The sequence below is a fragment of the Acidimicrobiales bacterium genome (assembly GCA_033344915.1).
GTDB lineage: Bacteria > Actinomycetota > Acidimicrobiia > Acidimicrobiales > Aldehydirespiratoraceae > JAJRXC01.
In genome coordinates, this window is sequence record JAWPML010000001.1 from 290,994 (window position 1) to 308,209 (window position 17,216).

Genomic DNA, 17,216 nt, shown 5'->3' on the forward strand with positions numbered 1-17,216 from the left:
CCGGGAACCCGGGTGGCGGGAGGGTCGTCCGAAGGGACATGACTCGATCCGTGCACCGCCGAACCCCCCTGTTGGCCCTCGCTCTCGTGCTCGCGCTGTTCGCATCGGCCTGCGGCGACGACGCGGACGTCGCCGACCAGGTGATCGGCGACCCCGATGGGGTCGGTGACGGTGGTGGCGACGACGGTACGGACGGCAGCGGCGGGCGCGGCTGGATCGACGGCGCGCCCGACTCGGGCGAGGGTGGCGATGGGGGCGGCGACGGCGACGCCGCGACCGGCGAACGCAGCGCCGAGCTCGACGCTGCCGTGGCGGACGAAGCCGCGCCGGGCGCCCTCGAGCCGCCGATCGACCCGCTCCCGCCGACCGACGAGCCGCTGCGGGCGGGGTCGATCGACGACGCCGACGACGTGACCGGCTATCTCGACTATCGCGATTCGATCGTGTCCGCCGGCGTGCGGGTGCGTCCGCTCGACGTCACCGACTCGACGGTCTTCACCGTGATCGGCGGCAACGGCCTGCCCGTGCTCGGCGCCGAGATCCTCATCCGGGATGCCGTCTCCAGTGACGCCGACGCCCTGGCGACCCTACGCACCCGGGCCGACGGAACGGTGCGCTTCATGCCCGGCATGCTCGACGCGTCACCCGCCGTGATCTTGGTCGAGGTGGTCGTCGACGGCCAGGTCACCCCGGTCGACAATTTCACGATCGGCACTCCGGCTGTCGCGGTCGAGGTCGACCCCGACGGCGGCTACGACGGGTCCGTCCCGCTCGACATCCTGTTCGTGATCGACGCGACCGGTTCGATGGGCGACGAGATCGACCGGCTCCGCGACAACATGTCGAGCGTTGCCGAACAGATCGATGCGCTCCCGAGCGATCCGGACGTCCGCTTCGGCATGACCGTGTACCGCGACGAGGGTGATGCCTACGTCACCCGCACGTTCGATCTGACCGACTCGCTCGCGGACTTCCTCGACGCGCTGGACGACGTCGTCGCCGAGGGCGGCGGCGACTACCCCGAGGCGATGGACGAGGCGCTCGCCGACGCGATGGAGCTGCCCGATTGGCGTCGGCAGGATGCCGTGCAGCTGATGTTCCTCCTCGCCGACGCCCCGCCCCAGGTCCGCCGCGAGGTGCAGACGCCGTACACGCAGACGGCCACGCAGGCGGCCGAGGCCGGCATGAAGATTTTCCCGATCGCGGCGAGCGGCACCGACGATCAGGCCGAGTACGCGATGCGCGAGCTCGCATTCGTCACGGGTGGCCGGTTCGTGTTCCTGGCGTACGGCGGTGGCGACTCGGCAACCGGCAGCGGCACCGACATCACCACGCAGGACTTCGACGAACTCCCGCTCGACCAGCTGGTCGTACGGTTGGTGCAGGACGAACTGGCTGCCCTCACCGGCACCGAGCCCGGCGACGGCGAGACCACGCCCACCGTCCCGCCGCCGAGCACGACCGTGCCCGCGCCGGACCAGTGAGAACCGTCAGCTGAACTTGCTGGCGACGCGCTCGATCGGTTCGCCGTCGATCTCGAGATCGACCTTCTCGTTGTAGAAGCAGAGCAGCCCCTTCACGGGCGCCGATTCCGGCAACGGGTCGTCGTAGCTCCAGACGAAGTCCTCGTACACGGTGTCGCCGAGGTGGAGATCCCAGTAGCGGGCGTACCCCTTGTACGGACAGCCGGTGGTCGTGTCGCTCTCCCGGAGGAGATCGATGCGGACGTCGTCGACCGGCAGGTAGTAGCGCGGCGGCAGGCCGGTCTCGAACAGGATCGTCGGCCGCGGCGAGTCGGCGACGACCTGGCCGTCGACCCGCACCACCACGTGACGACTGGAGGGGAGGGCGTCAACGCGGCGGTACGGGTCGCGGGGGTGGATGAGCACTTCGACGTCCTCCTCGAACCAGCGTTCGACGGCGGACCACCGGACCTTCACATGGTCCGGGAGTTCGTCGATGGCGGTGGTGGGGAGGGTGTCGTCGTGCACGTCGTCGACCGGCACGTACCACTGCGGGTAGTAGGGGTGCTCCCAGACGAGCTGGGCCCGTTTCGAGTCGACGACCGCGGTCGTGCCGTTGAAGCCGCGGATCCATTTCGGGGCGGGTTCGATGCGCACGATGCTCATGCCATCGACAACCGCGTTGTCCCGCGATTGATTCCCACGGCCGTGCCAGACTCGGCGGCGTGATTCCCGCCTCCGTCACCCGCCACGCGCCGAACGGCATGGTCTCGACCATCGATCATCTGGCGACGTCCGCCGGTGTCGACCTGTTGCGTCGGGGCGGCTCGGCGGTGGACGCCGCGATCGGCGCCAACGCCGTGCTGTCCGTGACGTCCTCGCACATGTGCGGCATGGGCGGCGACCTGTGGGCGCTCGTGCATCACGCGGACGGGGAGGTCCCGGCCACGCTCGACGCGTCGGGCCGGGCCGGCTCGGGTGCCGATCCGGAGCGGGCCCGCGCCGATGGGCTGACCCGCATCCCACTGCGGGGCGACATCCGAGCGGTGACGGTGCCCGGTGCGGTCGACGGGTGGTTGACGCTGCACGAGCGATTCGGCCGCCTCCCACTCGGCGACGTGTTCGCTGCGGCGGTGGAGCTCGCAGAGCACGGCTTCCCGGTGTCGCCGATCCTCTCGGTGCTCGCGCCGGAGATGGCGTCGGTGGTCGGCAACGAGATCCCCGGCGCCCCGTCGACCGGACAGATGGTGACGCGCCCCGGTTCGGCCCGGGCCCTGCGGGCGATCGCGGCCGACGGACGCGCCGGGTTCTACGGCGGCGAGTTCGGCGAGGGACTCCTCGCGGCGGGCCCCGACGAGTTCACCCCGGCCGACCTGGACGACTCGCAGGCGCGTTGGGTCGATCCGCTGTCGATCGACGCGATGGGGCATCGGCTCTGGACGGCCCCTCCAACGAGCCAGGGCTACCTGTCGTTGCTCGGCGCCGTGATCGCGGACGGGCTCGAGCCGGGGCCGGACCCCCGTGGCGTCCACATCCTCATCGAAGCGGCAACGCAGGCGGCCCACGACCGACCGACCCAGCTCCACGAGGGTGCCGATCCCGGCGAGCTCCTCAGTGCCGAACGCATCGCCGATCGGCGCGCCGCGATCGATCCTCAACGGGCCGGCACGGTCGGGGTGCCGGCGTGGCACGGCGACACCACCTATCTCTGTGCGGTGGACCGTGACGGCATGGGTGTGTCGCTCATCAACAGCAACGCCAGCGGCTTCGGCGCCGGGATCATCGCCGGCACGTCGGGCATCTTCCTCCACGACCGGGGTTTGGGCTTCTCACTCGAAGCCGGTCACCCGGCCGAGTACGGGCCGGGGCGGCGCCCGCCCCACACGCTCGCGCCGGCGCTGGTGACGAGGACGGACGGCACGCTCCACACCGTGCTCGGAACGATGGGCGGCGACACCCAGCCCCAGATCGTCCTCCAGCTCCTCGCCGCCACACTGCTCCACGACCGCGATCCGGGCCGGGCGAACGGTCAGGCTCGGTGGCGGATCGCCCCGAGCGACGACGGCGGCGGGTTCGACACCTGGCGCCACGGCCACGGACGCCACGTACGGGTCGAGGCCCACCTGCCCGACCGGATCGTCGACGGCCTGCGGGATCGTGGCCATGAGGTGGTCACGGACGACTCCAGCGGGTTCGGCCACGCCCACCTCATCCAGGTCACCGAGCACGGTTCGCTCGCGGGTGCGTGCGATCCGCGCGCGCTCACCGGCGCAGCCGCCGGCCACTGACCCGGGGTCAGTGCGTCGGCAGGGTGGCGAGCAGGACGCGGGCGGCCTCGACGTCGCCGGTGATCCGAGCATCCCCCGAGGCGATCAGGTCGTCCACCGTGCGGTCGCCGCCGATCACGGCGGCGAGGCACGAACCGACGGTCACGATCGTCGCGTGGGGCTCGTGGTCCTCCACGATGCGCATCAGACCGGGGGACATCTCGACGAGCGCGTGGCCTTCGTCGACCGTCACGCTGATGATCACCCGCTCCTCGACCTCCAGCAGGTCGAGACCGCGACGTCGGGCCGCGTCGGCGATCGCGTAGGCGAGCATCCAGTCGTTCACGACGATGTCCTCCAGCATCGGCATGCCGAAGTTGAACAGGGCGGTGATCACATCCGAGACGCCCTCACCCCGCTCGCTGAGCGCGTAGCGCGCCTTCGGTTCGTCGAGTTGATCGAGGAGGCCGTGACTGACCAGGTGGGTGATGCGCTCGGTGAGGGTGTCTTCGTCGAGGCCGGGATTTCGTTCGAGCAGGCCAGCCCGGCTCTGGGGTCCGGCCCACAGGAGATCGCGCAGCAAGAGCAGCGACCATCGGTCGCCCAATGCCTCGAGCGAGATCGCGACCGGACAGAACTGCTCGAATGACACCGCCGTAGTCATGGGTCCATAAGAGCACATCCCGGGAGGGTCCGGGGCCGGGTTCCGACTGAGGGGTGCCGAACGCGCCGCCGGTAGGGTTTCTGACCGATCGTCAGATTCTCAGGAGCATGCATGCGCGGCATCATCGCCAGCGGGGCGTACATCCCTCATCGTCGTCTCGACCGGGCCGAGATCACCGCCCTGTTCGGCAAGGGTGGCGGTCGCGGCACCCGCAGCGTCGCCGGCTTCGACGAGGACACCACCACCATGGGGGCCGAGGCCGCGCGCAACGCACTGCGCGACGCCGGGGACGTGTCCGTCGACTCGCTCTGGTTCGCCACCTCGACGCCCGCGTATCTCGAGAAGACGAACGCCGCCGCGATCCACGCGGCGTTGCGGCTCGACCCGTCGGTCGGCGCCCTCGACCTCGGCGGCGCCCTTCGCTCGGGCATCGGTACCGTGCGCACCGCCCTCCAGGGAGGCGGCACGACGCTCGTGGTCTGCTCCGACGTCCGCGACGGCATGGCCACGTCGGCCGACGAGGCGAGCGGCGGCGACGGTGCGGCGGCGCTGCTGATCGGCGACGAGTCGGCCGGTCCCGTCATCGCCGAGTACGTCGGTGCCGGCATCGCCACCGACGAGTTCCTCGAGCGCTGGCGGGTGCCGGGCGCGGCGCGCAGCCGGGTCTGGGAGGAGCGGTTCGGTGAGGTCACCTACGCGCCGCTGATGAAGGCAGCGTTCGACGCCGCGCTCGCCGACGCGGGCATCGAGGCCGACGCGATCGACCATCTCGCGGTCGCCGGGCTCCACGCCCGGGCGATCAAGCGCGGCGGCAAGGCCTTCGGGGCCGCCACAGAGCATCTCGTCGACGACTTGTCCGCCACGGTGGGCAACACCGGCACCGCCCATCCGGCGCTTCTCCTGGCGGCCACGCTCGAGCAGGCCGAGCCGGGCCAGACGATCGCTGTCGCGATGCTGGCGGACGGCGTGGAGGTCGTGATCCTGCGGACGACGGATGCCATCGCGAACTACTCGCCGTCCGCTCCCGTCTCGGCGCAGGCTGCCTCCGGCGCTCCCATCGATTACGGGAAGTTCCTCTCGTGGCGCGGCATGGTTGCGGTCGAGCCGCCGAACCGTCCTCCGCCACAGCGGACGTCCGCGAGCGCCGCGTACCGGCGCAACGATTGGAAGTTCGCCTTCGTCGGCACCCGTGATCGCAGCAGCGGCATGCTCCACATGCCCCCGGCCCGCGTCTCGCAGAAGGGTGGCGCGGTGGACGACATGGAGCCGGTGCCGATGGCGGACACCGTCGGCACGATCGCCAGCTTCACCATCGACAAGCTCGTCTACTCACCGAGCCCGCCCGTGGTCTTCGCGGTCGTCGACTTCGACGGCGGCGGTCGCGCGCCGCTCGAACTGACCGACGTCGACCCCGACGAGGTCGAGATCGGCGGACGGGTCGAACCGACGTTCCGTCGCCTCTCGACGAGCGATGAGATCCACAACTACTTCTGGAAAGTCCGTCCCGTACGGGGGGAGAGCTGACATGGGTTCCCACGGCATCAAGGACCAGGTCGCCATCATCGGCATGGGCTGCACGCCCTTCCTCGAACACTGGGACAAGTCGCTCGACGACCTGATCATCGACGCCGCCCAGTCCACCTACGCGTCGGCCGGTGTCGCCCAGGAGGACGTCGACGCGTTCTGGTTCGGCACCTCGCAGTCGGCCGCGTCGGGCCTCGCCATGGGCGGGCCGCTCAAGATCCAGGGCAAGCCCGTCACCCGGGTCGAGAACTATTGCGCCACCGGGTCCGAGGCGATGCGCAACGCGGCCTACGCGGTGGCCTCCGGCGCGTACGACGTGGTCATGGCGCTCGGCGCCGAGAAGGTGAAGGACGGCGGCTACCAGGGGCTCAATGCGTTCCCGATCCCGACCGACGGCACGCAGCGCACCCTCACTGCCGCCGCGATGTTCAGCCTCATCCTCCCGTCCTACTCGCAGAAGTACGGCGTCGACCGTGACGAGCTGCGCTACACGGTGGCGAAGATCGCGGAGAAGAACCACTACAACGGCGCCCGCAACCCGCTCGCCCAGTTCCGCCGGGAGACCAGTGCCGAGCAGATCTGCCAGATGGCGGCCGTGGCCGGCGAGTTGTCGGTGTTCGACTGCGCCGGCGTGGCCGACGGTGCGGCCGCGGTGATCATGTGCCGCGCCGAGGACGCTCACAAGTACTGCCCGAACCCGCTCTACATCAAGGCGCTGTCGTTCGTCGCCGGCACCGGTGCCGGATCGCTTGACCCGGACTACGACTACACGTCGCTGCTCGAGTCCAAGTGGGCGGCGGAGGACGCTTACGCCCAGGCCGGGGTGACGGACCCGAAGTCCGAGATCGCGATGGCCGAGGTGCACGACTGCTTCACGCCGACCGAGCTCGTCCTCATGGAGGACCTCGGCTTCTCGGACCCGGGCGCGGCCTGGCAGGACGTGCTCGACGGCGCGTTCGCGCTCGACGGCCGGCTCCCGGTCAACACCGACGGCGGCCTCAAGTCGTTCGGTCACCCGGTCGGCGCGTCGGGGTTGCGGATGCTCTACGAGGTCTGGCTCCAGCTGCGGGGCGAGGCGCCCGAGGATCGGCGGATCCCCGAGACCGATCGCAACCTCGGGCTCACCCACAACCTCGGCGGCTACCCCGGCGAGATGGTCAGCTTCGTCGGCATCTACGGCCCCGAACTCGGCTAGGCCATACCTTCTGGGGTCAGACCCCAGTACTTTCTCCGCTCAGTCGCCGTGGCGGCGCACGTCTCGTCGGCCGTGATCGCGCGAGATACGTTGTGGTATCGGACGGCGAGGGGGCGACGTGCGACAGGCGGTGGACCCGAGGCGGAGGCGACGTGCGCCGGCGGCGTTCGTCATCGTGATCGTGCTCTCGTCGATCCTCGCAACCGAGTCGCCCGCCGCGGCGCAGGAGGATGGACTTCGGTTGACCGGGCACAGCGTGTACCGCGTGCTCCCCGACGAAGGGGTGATCGACGTGGAGATCACCTTTACGGCGACCAACCAGGTGCCCGACCGTCGCGAGGGATTTCGGATCCTCCAGACGTACTTCTCGGCGATCTACGCCGGGATTCCGAAAGATGCCGTGGATGTCGCCGCCCGCCGGTCGAATGGGGATGCGCTCGCGGTGTCGCTCGCCGCCCTGACCCCTGAGGAAGAGATCGAGTTCGCCGACAGCCCGTTCGCCACCTGGGAGATCGATCTCGGCCCGAACCTCTTCTACGGCCAGACCCGCGAGCTCACGGTGTCGTTCCGCATCCCGGACGGCGGTCACCGAAACGACGAGGCGTGGGCGCGGGTGAACCCGGCCCTCACGAGCTTCCCGGTCGTCGCCCGCGGTGATGACGGCCGGGCCTCGGTGCGGGTCGAGTTCCCGCCCGGCTTCGAGGTGCAGACGTTCGGCAACGACGTCGACCGAACCGAGGCGTTCGGCGCGACCGTGCTCGAGGCCGAGGGGATCACCGATCCGTTCGAGTGGTTCGTCATCGTCGTCGCGAGTTCCGATTTCGGCCTGGCCCGGCGCACCGTGGACGTCGGCGGCATCGACGGTGAGCTCTCGATCGCGTCATGGCCGGGCGACACGGAGTGGGACGCGTTCGTCGAGCGCGGTCTGCGCGAGGGACTTCCGATCCTTCAGGAGGCCGTCGGTACCCCGTGGCCGGTCGGCGACGAACTCGAGATCCGCGAGGCGATCGCCCCTGCGCTGGCGGGATACGGCGGGTGGTACTACGAGCCGATCGAGACCGACGAGGACGATGCCGCGATCGAGGTCGGGGAGTACCTGGAGATGGACCTCCTCGGCCACGAGCTCGCCCACGCCTGGTTCAACAACGATTTCAGTCGAGCGCGCTGGCTCACCGAGGGCCTGGCCGAGTACTTCGGCGTCCGGATGGCCCGGGAGCTCGGCGACGAGGTCGTCGAGTTCGACACGGTGACTCGGAACGGGGCCGGCAGTATCGAGCTCGCCGCGTGGACGACGCCATTCTTCTGGGAGGACTCGGAGGAACAGGCCGAGCGCGAGCAGTGGGGGTATGCGGCCTCGTATCAGGTCATCGACGCGCTCGTCGACGAGATCGGCGAGGAGGCATTGACCGCGGTGCTGACGTCGTTGTTCGAGCAGGAGAATCCGTACGCGCCGGTTTTGTCCGACCCTGGATTGACGGCCGCCGATTGGCGCGACGTGGTGGATGCCTTCGAGGTGGTCGGGGGGAGCGAGCAGGTGGGGGAGCTGCTGGCCGAGTGGGTGCTCCGCCCCAACGAGATCGACCGCTTGGACGAGCGGCCCGCGGCGCAGGATGCCGTCACGGAGATCGCCGAGGCTGAGCCCGGATGGGCCGTGCCCGATGAGCTCTACCAGCTGCTCGCGGACTGGCGCTTCGATCGCGTGATCGAGTTCGCCGAGGCCTTGTCCGCAGCGGCGGCCGAGGCGCAGGCCGTACGAGCCGATTCCTCGACGCTCGGCCTCACCGCTCCGGCCGCGCCCCAGGCCCTCTATGAAGACGCGAGCGCGGTACGAGATGTCGAGGCGGTGCTCGAGGCGCTCGCTGAACAGCAATCCGCGCTTGCGGCGCTGACAGAGGCGTCGGCCCGGGCGGAAGAACCCACGAGCCGACTCGAGGATCTCGGCCTGTGGGGCACCGACGTCGACGCGACCGTGGAGGACGCGCGCGTCGCGTTCGAGTCGGGCGCCTACACCGCCGTGCACCGCGCAGCCGACGACGTGCTCGACACGCTCGATGATGCCGAGTCGGTCGGGCGGACTCGAGCGACCGTGATCGGCAGTGTCGCGCTCGGGCTGTTGGTGCTGTTGGTCCTCGTCCTCGTCCTTCTCCTTCGTCGTCGGCGGCGGCGCCGACGGGCGGAGGATGAAACGGCCGAGGCCGACGCGGCGGTGGAGGACGAGGGTGGCGCCGAGCCGGAACTGTTCAGCGGCTTCGCCCGAGACGACTGATCCGCCCCGTCGGGTACGGTCGGCCCATGGACGCCGAAGACCTCGCTTTCGCAGGGATCGCCGAACAGGCTCGTCTGCTCCGATCCGGTGACATCAGTTCTCGCGAGCTCGTCGACGTGTGCCTCGACCGGCTCGACGATCGGGTCGGCGGGCTGAACTCCTTCCGGGAAGTCTTCGTCGGCGACGCCCGGGCCGCGGCGGCTGCGGCGGACCAGCGGCTGGCCGCGGGCGAGTCGGCACCGCTGCTCGGCGTGCCGGTCGCGTTCAAGGACGAGTTGGACATCGCCGGTCGCGTGGCCCAACACGGCACGAACGCCTACGACACGCCGGCGCCGACCACTGCGGTGCACGTCCAGCGCCTGCTCGACGCCGGCGCGATCACCATCGGGATGACGAACCTCCCCGAACTCGCGATCTGCGGGTTCACCGAGTCGCCCGCCACCGGCGACACCCGCAACCCGTGGAACCTCGGGCGCACGCCGGGCGGCTCGAGCGGTGGTTCCGGGGCCGCCGTCGCCGCCGGACTCGTGGGTGCAGCATCGGCGAGTGATGGTGCCGGATCGATCCGCATCCCGGCCGCCCTCAACGGGCTCTTCGGGCTCAAGCCCCAACGGGGCCGCATCTCGCTCATGCCGGAGGCCGAGCACTGGTACGGCATGTCGAAGACGGGATGCCTGAGCCGGCGGGTGGAGGACACCGCCCTGTGGCTCGACGTCGCCCACGGTCCGGCCGACGGAGATGCCCATCGGGCCGAGCCGCCGACCGACTCCTTCGTTGCCGCGGCGAGCCGTCCGCCGGGATCGCTGCGGATCGCCATCTCGAGCGCGACCGTGCGTGGTGTCCTGCCTCCCCGCATCGAAGCGGCGGCGACGGATGCGCTCGCCGCCGCCGACGCCCTCTTCCGCGAGCTCGGCCACACCACCGAGGAACGTGATCCCGCGTACAAGAACGCCGGCAACGGCATGATCGCCCTTGTACCTGAAGGGTGTGCAGCAGCACCTCGAGACCGTGCCGAACCCGGAGCGACTCGAGGCCCGTACCCGGGGCTTCGCACGACTCGGGCGCATGCTCCCGGACCGGGCCCGCCGCGCCGCCCTGCGCAATCAGCACGCCCACGCCACGCGCATCAACGAGGTGTTCGACCATGTCGACGTGCTCGTGACGCCGGTGGTCGGGACGCCGCCCGTGGCGGTCGGGGAGTGGGCCGGGAAGGGGGCGGTTCGCACGCTGCTCGGCATGAGCCGCGTCTACCCGTTCACCGCCATCTGGAACTACACGGGCCAGCCGGCGGCATCGGTCCCGATGGGATTCGACGCGGACGGTCTGCCGCAGGCGGTGATGCTCGTCGCCCCGCCGAACCGCGAGGACCTCCTCCTCTCGTTGGCCGCGCAGATCGAGGCGACAACCGGCTGGCCCGACGAGCGTCCGCGGCTCGGGACGTAGGTCACTGTCCATCCGGGCTCGGCGGCCGTAGAACGGGGGGATGCAGACGGGTCCAGCGGTCGTCGAGACGCGTCATCTCACCAAGGCGTTTCCCGGCGTGGTCGCCGTCGACGAACTCGACCTCACGATCTGGCCCGGCGAGATCTTCGGATTCCTCGGTCCGAACGGGGCGGGCAAGTCCACCACGATTCGCATGCTGCTCGATCTCGCCCGACCGACGTCCGGCGCTGTGGAGGTCTTCGGGCTCGATCCCCGGGCCCACGCGGCGGCGATCCTGCGGCGCACCGGCTACGTGCCGAGTGAACCCGCGTTCTCGGATCAGCTGACCGGTCGGCGGTTTCTCCGCGAAGCCGACGCCCTTCGCGGCGTCGACGCGTCCGCAGTGCGGGAGGAGATGGCGACACGTCTCGACGCCGAACTCGACCGACGAATCCGGGATCTCTCCACCGGCAACCGACAGAAGATCGCCCTGCTTCACGCGCTCGCGCACGAGCCCGACCTGATCGTGCTCGACGAACCGACCCGCGGGCTCGACCCGCTCGTGCAGCACACCCTCCACGAGATGCTCCGGCAGGCCGCCGATCGGGGCGCAACCGTGTTCCTCTCATCGCACAGCCTGGCCGAGGTCGACCGCGTCGCGGACCGGGTCGGCGTCATCCGCGAAGGACGCCTCGTGGCGGTCGACACCCTCGCGGGCCTCAAGGAACGTGCGACCACGACGCTCGAGCTCGAGCTGGCCGAGCCGCCGGACATCGGCCGCATCCGAGCGGTGGACGGCGTGCGGTCCGCCGAGGCGAACGGCGCTCGCCTGCGGGTGGTCGTGCAGGGATCCGTCGACGCCGTGTTGCGGGCGGCCCTCGTCGATTCGGAGGTGCGGTCGGTGCGCAGTGCAGCCGCTGACCTCGAGGACGTGTTCCTTGACTTCTACCGAGCGGACGACGGGGCGGTGGCGCCGTGATGGTGGTGTTGCACCAGGGTCGGGTGCTCGCCACCCGATTCGCCCGGGAGCGGCGCACCCTCACCGGCGGCGTGGCGCTCGGCGCCATGTTGATGCTGTGGCTCCAGATCGCGGTCTACCCGAGCGTGCGCGACAGCTTCGCGGAGATGTCCGACAATCTCCCGGAGTTCTTCGAACAGCTTGTCGGCAGCACCGAGTTCGCGACTCCGGAGGGGTTCCTCCAGGCGGAGGCGTTCGGTTCGATGGCGCCGATCCTCGTGACCGTCGTGGCGGTGTCGACGGCGGCGTCGGCGCTGGCCGGCTCCGAGCGCAGCGGCCGACTCGACCTGCTCGCGACGATCGGCGTCGAGCGCCGCACGATCGCGCTGTCCGCCGCGGTGTCGATGGTCGCCTCGGTCTCCGTCGTCGTGGCCGGCTACTGGTTCGCGGCAGCCACCGGGTCGTTCGTCGCGGATCTCGGCATCGGGCTCGGGAGGCTGACCGCCGCGTGCCTGCACCTCTGGGCGCTGGGGGTCACGATCGGCGCCACGGGATTCGCCGCGGGGGCGATCACCGGTCGGCGGGGCACCGCGCTCGGCGCCGGCAGCGTGATCGCGGTGTGGAGCTATCTCGCGTACGGCCTCTTCCCGCTGGTCGACTCGATCCGCTTCCTGCGCTATGCGTCGCTCTGGTATCCCTACGCGGACTCGCAGCCGCTCTGGCAGGGAGTCGGGGTCGCGCCCCTTCTCCTCCTGCTCGCGATGGCCTCCGTCCTCGTGGCGGTCGGTGTCACTGCGTTTCAGCATCGCGACATCGGCTGACCACCGAGCGAGGCGGGTTTTCGCCGGTCGGGCGGAATTCCACAGGTTTCCACAGGGACCCATGCATCACTCGGCGTGACGGTGATGTTACGTTTCCATGACGGAAAGGCGCGGGCTGGAGGGCATGGTGTTTCCCAGATTCGCTTCACGTTGGTCGAGTTCGCGCCGATACCTGCATCTGATGCGTCGTTTCGCCCCACTTCTCCTTTCGATCGCCCTGCTGGCGGTCGGTGTCGGCCCGGCCTCGGGCGTGGCGGGTTTCGGGGACGTCGAGAGCGGGACGTACTGGGCCCGACCGGTCCAGTGGATGGTTGACAACGACATCACCACCGGCACCGGCGCCGGTTGCTTCTCGCCCCACGACGCCGTCACCCGCGGCCAGGCAGCGGCGTTCATGTGGCGGATGGAAGGCGAGCCCGCACCCGTCGGCGATCACCCGTTCGCCGACGTCGTGGCCCCATGGCAACAGGATGCCGTGGCCTGGATGGTCGAGCAGGGCATCACCACCGGCACCGCCCCGTGGCGGTACTCGCCGGACGACGGACTGACCCGTGGCCAGCTCGCTGCGCTGTTGCACCGCCTGGCCGGCGAGCCGAGCGCGAACGGCCACCCGTTCCACGACGTCACGAGCGGCTGGCAGCAGGCCCCCGTGGCCTGGATGGTCGCCGAGGACATCACCACCGGCACGAGCGCGACCACGTTCTCCCCGGACGCGATCGTCACCCGTGGCCAGCTCGCTGCGTTCTTCTACCGCTACAAGGGCTCGCCGGCCGTCACGGTCGACACGGCGTCCCCGGCCTGCACCGGCGGCCCTGTCAACCCGCCTGACCCGACGCCGGCGAACAGCGATCCGCCGGTTTCGGGCAGCGACCCCGCCGACTGCCGTGTGAAGGCCGGCGAGCAGTGGTCCGACGTGTGGTTCGACATCCACTACAACCCGGGCTCGCCGTCGTGCGCTCGTCCGGAGTTCGTGGCGACCGGCACGACCTACATCGTGGATCGTGATCATCCGGATGCCTCCGACGCCAACCCGGGCACCGCGGCCGCCCCGTGGCGCACGATCGTCCACGCGGCCGAGACCGCCGCCACGGGCGATGTCGTGCTCGTGAAGGCCGGTGTCTACGACGACGGGCGGATCGAACCGCGCACCAGTGGTGTCGTCCTCTCCGCCTATCCCGGCGATGAACACGACGCGATCATCGAGGGCTGGGGGATACGCGCCATCGGCACGTCCGATCTCATCGTCCACGGCTTCCTCCTGCGCGACATCGCGAACAACGGGCTGCAGGTCATCGGCCCGGACGTGGACAATGTCGTGTTCGCCAACAACCAGACGCTGCGCACCGAACACTCCGGCATCAGTGTCCGTGGCGTCCTGCCGAGTGCGGATCCGGGCGACTTCGACGGTGTGCGCGACATCCTCATCATCGGCAACGAGATCCGTTTCGCGACGCTCACGACCAGCGAGGTCCTTTCCGTCGGCAGTGGCGTGGTCAACGCCCACATCGTCGCCAACGAGCTCGCCGACGGCGACCCGTCCGGCACCGGCGGCGACGAGGGCATCGCCCTCAAGGAAGGCGTGCGGGACTCCAAGATCTACGGCAACTACGTCCACAACATGGCGGACCGCGGCATCCACATCGACGGTGGCTCGGCGGATTGGGACGCGCTGATCACCGACATCGAGATCTTCGGCAACCTGCTCGCGTCCAACGCCAATCAGGGCCTGTGGGTCACGACCGAGGGACAGGGCGACGTCGACGGGATCCACATCCACGACAACATCGCCGTCGGCAACGATGGCGACGGCTTCCTCGTCTACGACCATCCTCATGGGAACGAGGCGGGCGGCACGGTGAAGAACGTCGTCTTCGAACACAACATCGCCTACGCCAACGGATTGCACAGTGGCTACGGCGGGTTCCGGGTGAACCACCCGACGGCGACGGGGATCGTGTTCCGCGACAACATCGGCTGGGCGAACGAGGGCCAGGATCTGCGCGGCGATCCCGGCACCGTCTTCGACAACAACCTGTGTGACAGCTCGGTTTGTGAATACCGTGCCGACCCCATGTTCGTGGCGGCACCGCTCGACTTCTCGTTGGCGCCCGGCTCACCGGCGATCGGTGCGGCGACCGACGGCAGCGACCTCGGATTGAACTGACGCGACAGCGGGCGCCGCGCCCGGTGTGCCGGTTGGAGCGGCGCGATCTACGATCGCCGCGGTCCAACCCGGACAGGCAACCAGGGAGAGCTCGTGCCGCGTCGTCCATTGAACGGAATCCGTGTCGTCGACATGACGATCGGTCGCGGCGAGTTGTGTGGCCGCCTTCTGAGCGACCTCGGCGCCGACGTGGTCAAGGTCGAACCCGCCGGCGGGTCGCCCAGCCGGACGATGGCGCCGATCGACGGGGACCATTCGCTCTACTGGACGTTCCGCAACTGCGGGAAGCTCGGCGTGGAGCTCGACCTCGCCGACGGTGATGGCCGTGAACAGCTCCACCGGCTCCTCGCCCATGCGGACGTCGTGATCGTCTCCGACGAACCCGCGACGGTGGAGGGGACAGGCCTCGATGCCGACGAACTCGGCGGGCGACATCCGCACCTGATCGTCGCGAGCATCACGGCGTACGGGCGCACCGGTCCCTATGCCGGTCGCGACGTGCCGGACGCGGTCATCGAGGCGACGGGCGGCATGGCGTTCAAGGCCGGGACCCACGAGGGCGGGCCGATCCTTCCCCCCGGGCTGATCGGCGACGACACCGCCAGTGTCGTGGGCGCGTGGGCGGTGCTCTGCGCGCTCTGGCAACACGAGGACACCGGCGCCGGGCAGGTCATCGACGTCTCGGTCAACGAGTCCTTGGCACAGATCACCGACTGGTCGCTGTCCAACTGGAGCCGGTCGTTCGACGCCGGGCAGCCGGGGTTGGAGATGCGGGCGGGGCCGGGCCCCGTCTACACGATCATCCCGTGCGCCGACGGCTTCGTGCGTCTCGTCGTGCTGAGCCCGCGGCAATGGCACGCGATCCGAGCGTGGCTCGGGGAGCCGGACTACCTCCAGGATCCGGATCTCGACGGTTTCGTCGGTCGCCTGATGATCGCCGACGCCGTCCTGAACCCGCTCTACGCCGAGCTCTGGAAGGACATGAAGATGCTCGACGTGTGCGAGGAGGCGCAGCGTCGCGGCATCGTGTGCACACCGATCCTGAAGCCGGACGAGGTGCTCGCCAACCCCCATCTCGAGAGCCGCGGCACCTTCGACGACGTCACGATCGACGACGGTCGCGTCATGAAGCTGCCGTCCGGCTGGTTCGAGATCGACGGCGAGCGGGTGGGGCCGGTTTCGCCTCCCCCGGCGGTCGGGCAACACACCGACGAGGTCTTCGCGGATCTCGGCGAGGCGCGGCCCGCGCCCACCGCCCCGCTCGACCCGGCGAAGCCGCTCGCCGGCGTGCGGGTCATGGACTTCGGCCACGGTGGGGTCGGCGTGGAGACCGGTCGGATGTTCGGCGAGTACGGCGCCGACGTCGTGAAGATCGAGAGTCGTACGTACCCCGACTTCATCCGCGTGGTGCTCGGCGGCGAGATGTCGCCCTCCTTCGCGTCGTCGAGCCGCAGCAAGCGCTCCCTGGGGATCAACGCCAAGACCGAGAAGGGCATCGAGCTGCTGAAGACGATGGCGGAGACCTCCCATGTCGTCATCGAGAACAACTCGACCGGCACGATGGACAACATGGGGCTCGGCTATCCGGCGATGCGGGAGGTCAACCCCGACATCGTGATGATGTCGAGCCAACTCATGGGGTCACGCGGCCGCTGGGCGGACTGGCTCGGCTACGGCCCCAACACCCAGGTCACGGGGGGCATGACGCACCTCTGGAACTACGAGAACGACCCGGTGCCCGCCGGAAGTCAGGCGATCTTCCCCGACCACTTCGCCGGCCGGGTCGGCGCGGTCGGCGCTCTCGCCGGGGTGCTCGGCAACCGCCGCAACGGCGACGGTGGAGCCCATGTCGAGGTGTGTCAGGTGGAACAGGTCGTCGGCGTGATGGGCGATCTCCTGGCGAAGGAGTCGCTCGTGCCCGGCTCGGTCGTGCCGCGGGGCAACCACTCCGACCACGGATCGCCGTGGGGCCTCTACCCGACCGCCGGCGAGGACACCTGGGTCGCGATCTGCTGTCGAACCGACGCCGAGTGGGAGGCGCTGGCCGGATTGGTCGGCGGCCTCGATGCGTCGCTCGACGAGTCCGGACGGCGTGCTGCAGAAGCCGACATCGACGCCGCCATCGCGACATGGACCGGCGCGCGCACGAACGACGAGGCGACCGCGGCGTGCCTTGCAGCCGGTGTTCCCGCCGGCCCGATGCTGACGGGCGCGACCCAGTCGACCGACCCGCACCTCGAGGCGCGGGGCTACCTCCAGTGGCTGGAGCAGCCACCGATCGGCCGGATGATCTTCGAGGGTGGTGCGTTCCACGCCTCCGGCATGATCGGGCCGGACATCTTCCCGGCGCCCGGACTCGGTGAGCACACCCGGGAGATCGCCGGGGACTGGTTAGGCGTCCCCGCCGACGAGATCGACGGCCTCGTCGCCTCCGGCGTGTTGGAGACCGACCCGCCCCACGAGGGTTGAGAT

Annotated in this window: 13 protein-coding genes; 10 read left to right on the forward strand and 3 right to left on the reverse strand. The window is 69.9% G+C overall.

Annotated features, from left to right (window positions below):
- Nucleotides 1-38: 38 nt before the first annotated feature.
- Entirely contained in the window at nucleotides 39-1,484 is a 1,446-nt protein-coding gene (locus R8F63_01335) for a VWA domain-containing protein (protein ID MDW3217228.1), read from the forward strand.
- Between the two features lie 6 nt (nucleotides 1,485-1,490).
- Here the strand turns inward: R8F63_01335 and R8F63_01340 are convergent, their stop codons facing one another.
- Nucleotides 1,491-2,129 (reverse strand): DUF427 domain-containing protein, encoded by a 639-nt coding sequence (locus R8F63_01340; protein ID MDW3217229.1) that lies wholly within the window; start codon nucleotides 2,127-2,129, stop codon nucleotides 1,491-1,493.
- A gap of 59 nt (nucleotides 2,130-2,188) precedes the next feature.
- Here R8F63_01340 and R8F63_01345 point away from each other — a divergent pair, with 59 nt between their 5' ends.
- Nucleotides 2,189-3,751 (forward strand): gamma-glutamyltransferase, encoded by a 1,563-nt coding sequence (locus tag R8F63_01345; protein ID MDW3217230.1) that lies wholly within the window; start codon nucleotides 2,189-2,191, stop codon nucleotides 3,749-3,751.
- A gap of 7 nt (nucleotides 3,752-3,758) precedes the next feature.
- Here R8F63_01345 and R8F63_01350 read toward each other — a convergent pair whose 3' ends face one another.
- A complete protein-coding gene (locus R8F63_01350) occupies nucleotides 3,759-4,394 on the reverse strand; it encodes a winged helix-turn-helix transcriptional regulator (GenBank protein ID MDW3217231.1) in 636 nt (211 codons plus the stop codon).
- 111 nt (nucleotides 4,395-4,505) lie between these two features.
- Between R8F63_01350 and R8F63_01355 the strand changes: the two genes are divergently transcribed.
- The 3 genes from R8F63_01355 to R8F63_01365 all read left to right on the forward strand — a co-directional run bounded on the left by R8F63_01355 (nucleotide 4,506) and on the right by R8F63_01365 (nucleotide 9,379).
- Nucleotides 4,506-5,918 carry an OB-fold domain-containing protein gene (locus tag R8F63_01355; protein MDW3217232.1) on the forward strand — a complete coding sequence of 471 codons (1,413 nt, stop codon included), beginning with the start codon at nucleotides 4,506-4,508 and terminating at the stop codon, nucleotides 5,916-5,918.
- 1 nt (nucleotide 5,919) lies between these two features.
- Nucleotides 5,920-7,113, forward strand: coding sequence for an acetyl-CoA acetyltransferase (locus tag R8F63_01360; protein ID MDW3217233.1), 1,194 nt, complete (start codon nucleotides 5,920-5,922; stop codon nucleotides 7,111-7,113).
- Between the two features lie 118 nt (nucleotides 7,114-7,231).
- Nucleotides 7,232-9,379: a hypothetical protein gene (locus tag R8F63_01365; GenBank protein ID MDW3217234.1), complete on the forward strand. Its 2,148-nt coding sequence runs from the start codon at nucleotides 7,232-7,234 to the stop codon at nucleotides 9,377-9,379.
- A gap of 316 nt (nucleotides 9,380-9,695) precedes the next feature.
- On the opposite strand, the gene R8F63_01370 is transcribed toward R8F63_01365, so the two are convergent.
- Nucleotides 9,696-10,196, reverse strand: coding sequence for a hypothetical protein (locus tag R8F63_01370; protein ID MDW3217235.1), 501 nt, complete (start codon nucleotides 10,194-10,196; stop codon nucleotides 9,696-9,698).
- A 170-nt stretch (nucleotides 10,197-10,366) separates the two neighbouring features.
- Between R8F63_01370 and R8F63_01375 the strand changes: the two genes are divergently transcribed.
- The 5 genes from R8F63_01375 to R8F63_01395 all read left to right on the forward strand — a co-directional run bounded on the left by R8F63_01375 (nucleotide 10,367) and on the right by R8F63_01395 (nucleotide 17,213).
- Nucleotides 10,367-10,822 (forward strand): amidase family protein, encoded by a 456-nt coding sequence (locus R8F63_01375; GenBank protein ID MDW3217236.1) that lies wholly within the window; start codon nucleotides 10,367-10,369, stop codon nucleotides 10,820-10,822.
- Nucleotides 10,823-10,862: 40 nt separating this feature from the next.
- On the forward strand, nucleotides 10,863-11,780 hold the full coding sequence (locus tag R8F63_01380; GenBank protein ID MDW3217237.1) for an ABC transporter ATP-binding protein: 918 nt from the start codon (nucleotides 10,863-10,865) through the stop codon (nucleotides 11,778-11,780).
- A 23-nt stretch (nucleotides 11,781-11,803) separates the two neighbouring features.
- A complete protein-coding gene (locus R8F63_01385; protein ID MDW3217238.1) occupies nucleotides 11,804-12,580 on the forward strand; it encodes a hypothetical protein in 777 nt (258 codons plus the stop codon).
- Nucleotides 12,581-12,761: 181 nt separating this feature from the next.
- A complete protein-coding gene (locus R8F63_01390; protein MDW3217239.1) occupies nucleotides 12,762-14,744 on the forward strand; it encodes an S-layer homology domain-containing protein in 1,983 nt (660 codons plus the stop codon).
- A gap of 93 nt (nucleotides 14,745-14,837) precedes the next feature.
- Nucleotides 14,838-17,213 carry a CoA transferase gene (locus tag R8F63_01395; GenBank protein MDW3217240.1) on the forward strand — a complete coding sequence of 792 codons (2,376 nt, stop codon included), beginning with the start codon at nucleotides 14,838-14,840 and terminating at the stop codon, nucleotides 17,211-17,213.
- Nucleotides 17,214-17,216 lie beyond the last annotated feature (3 nt).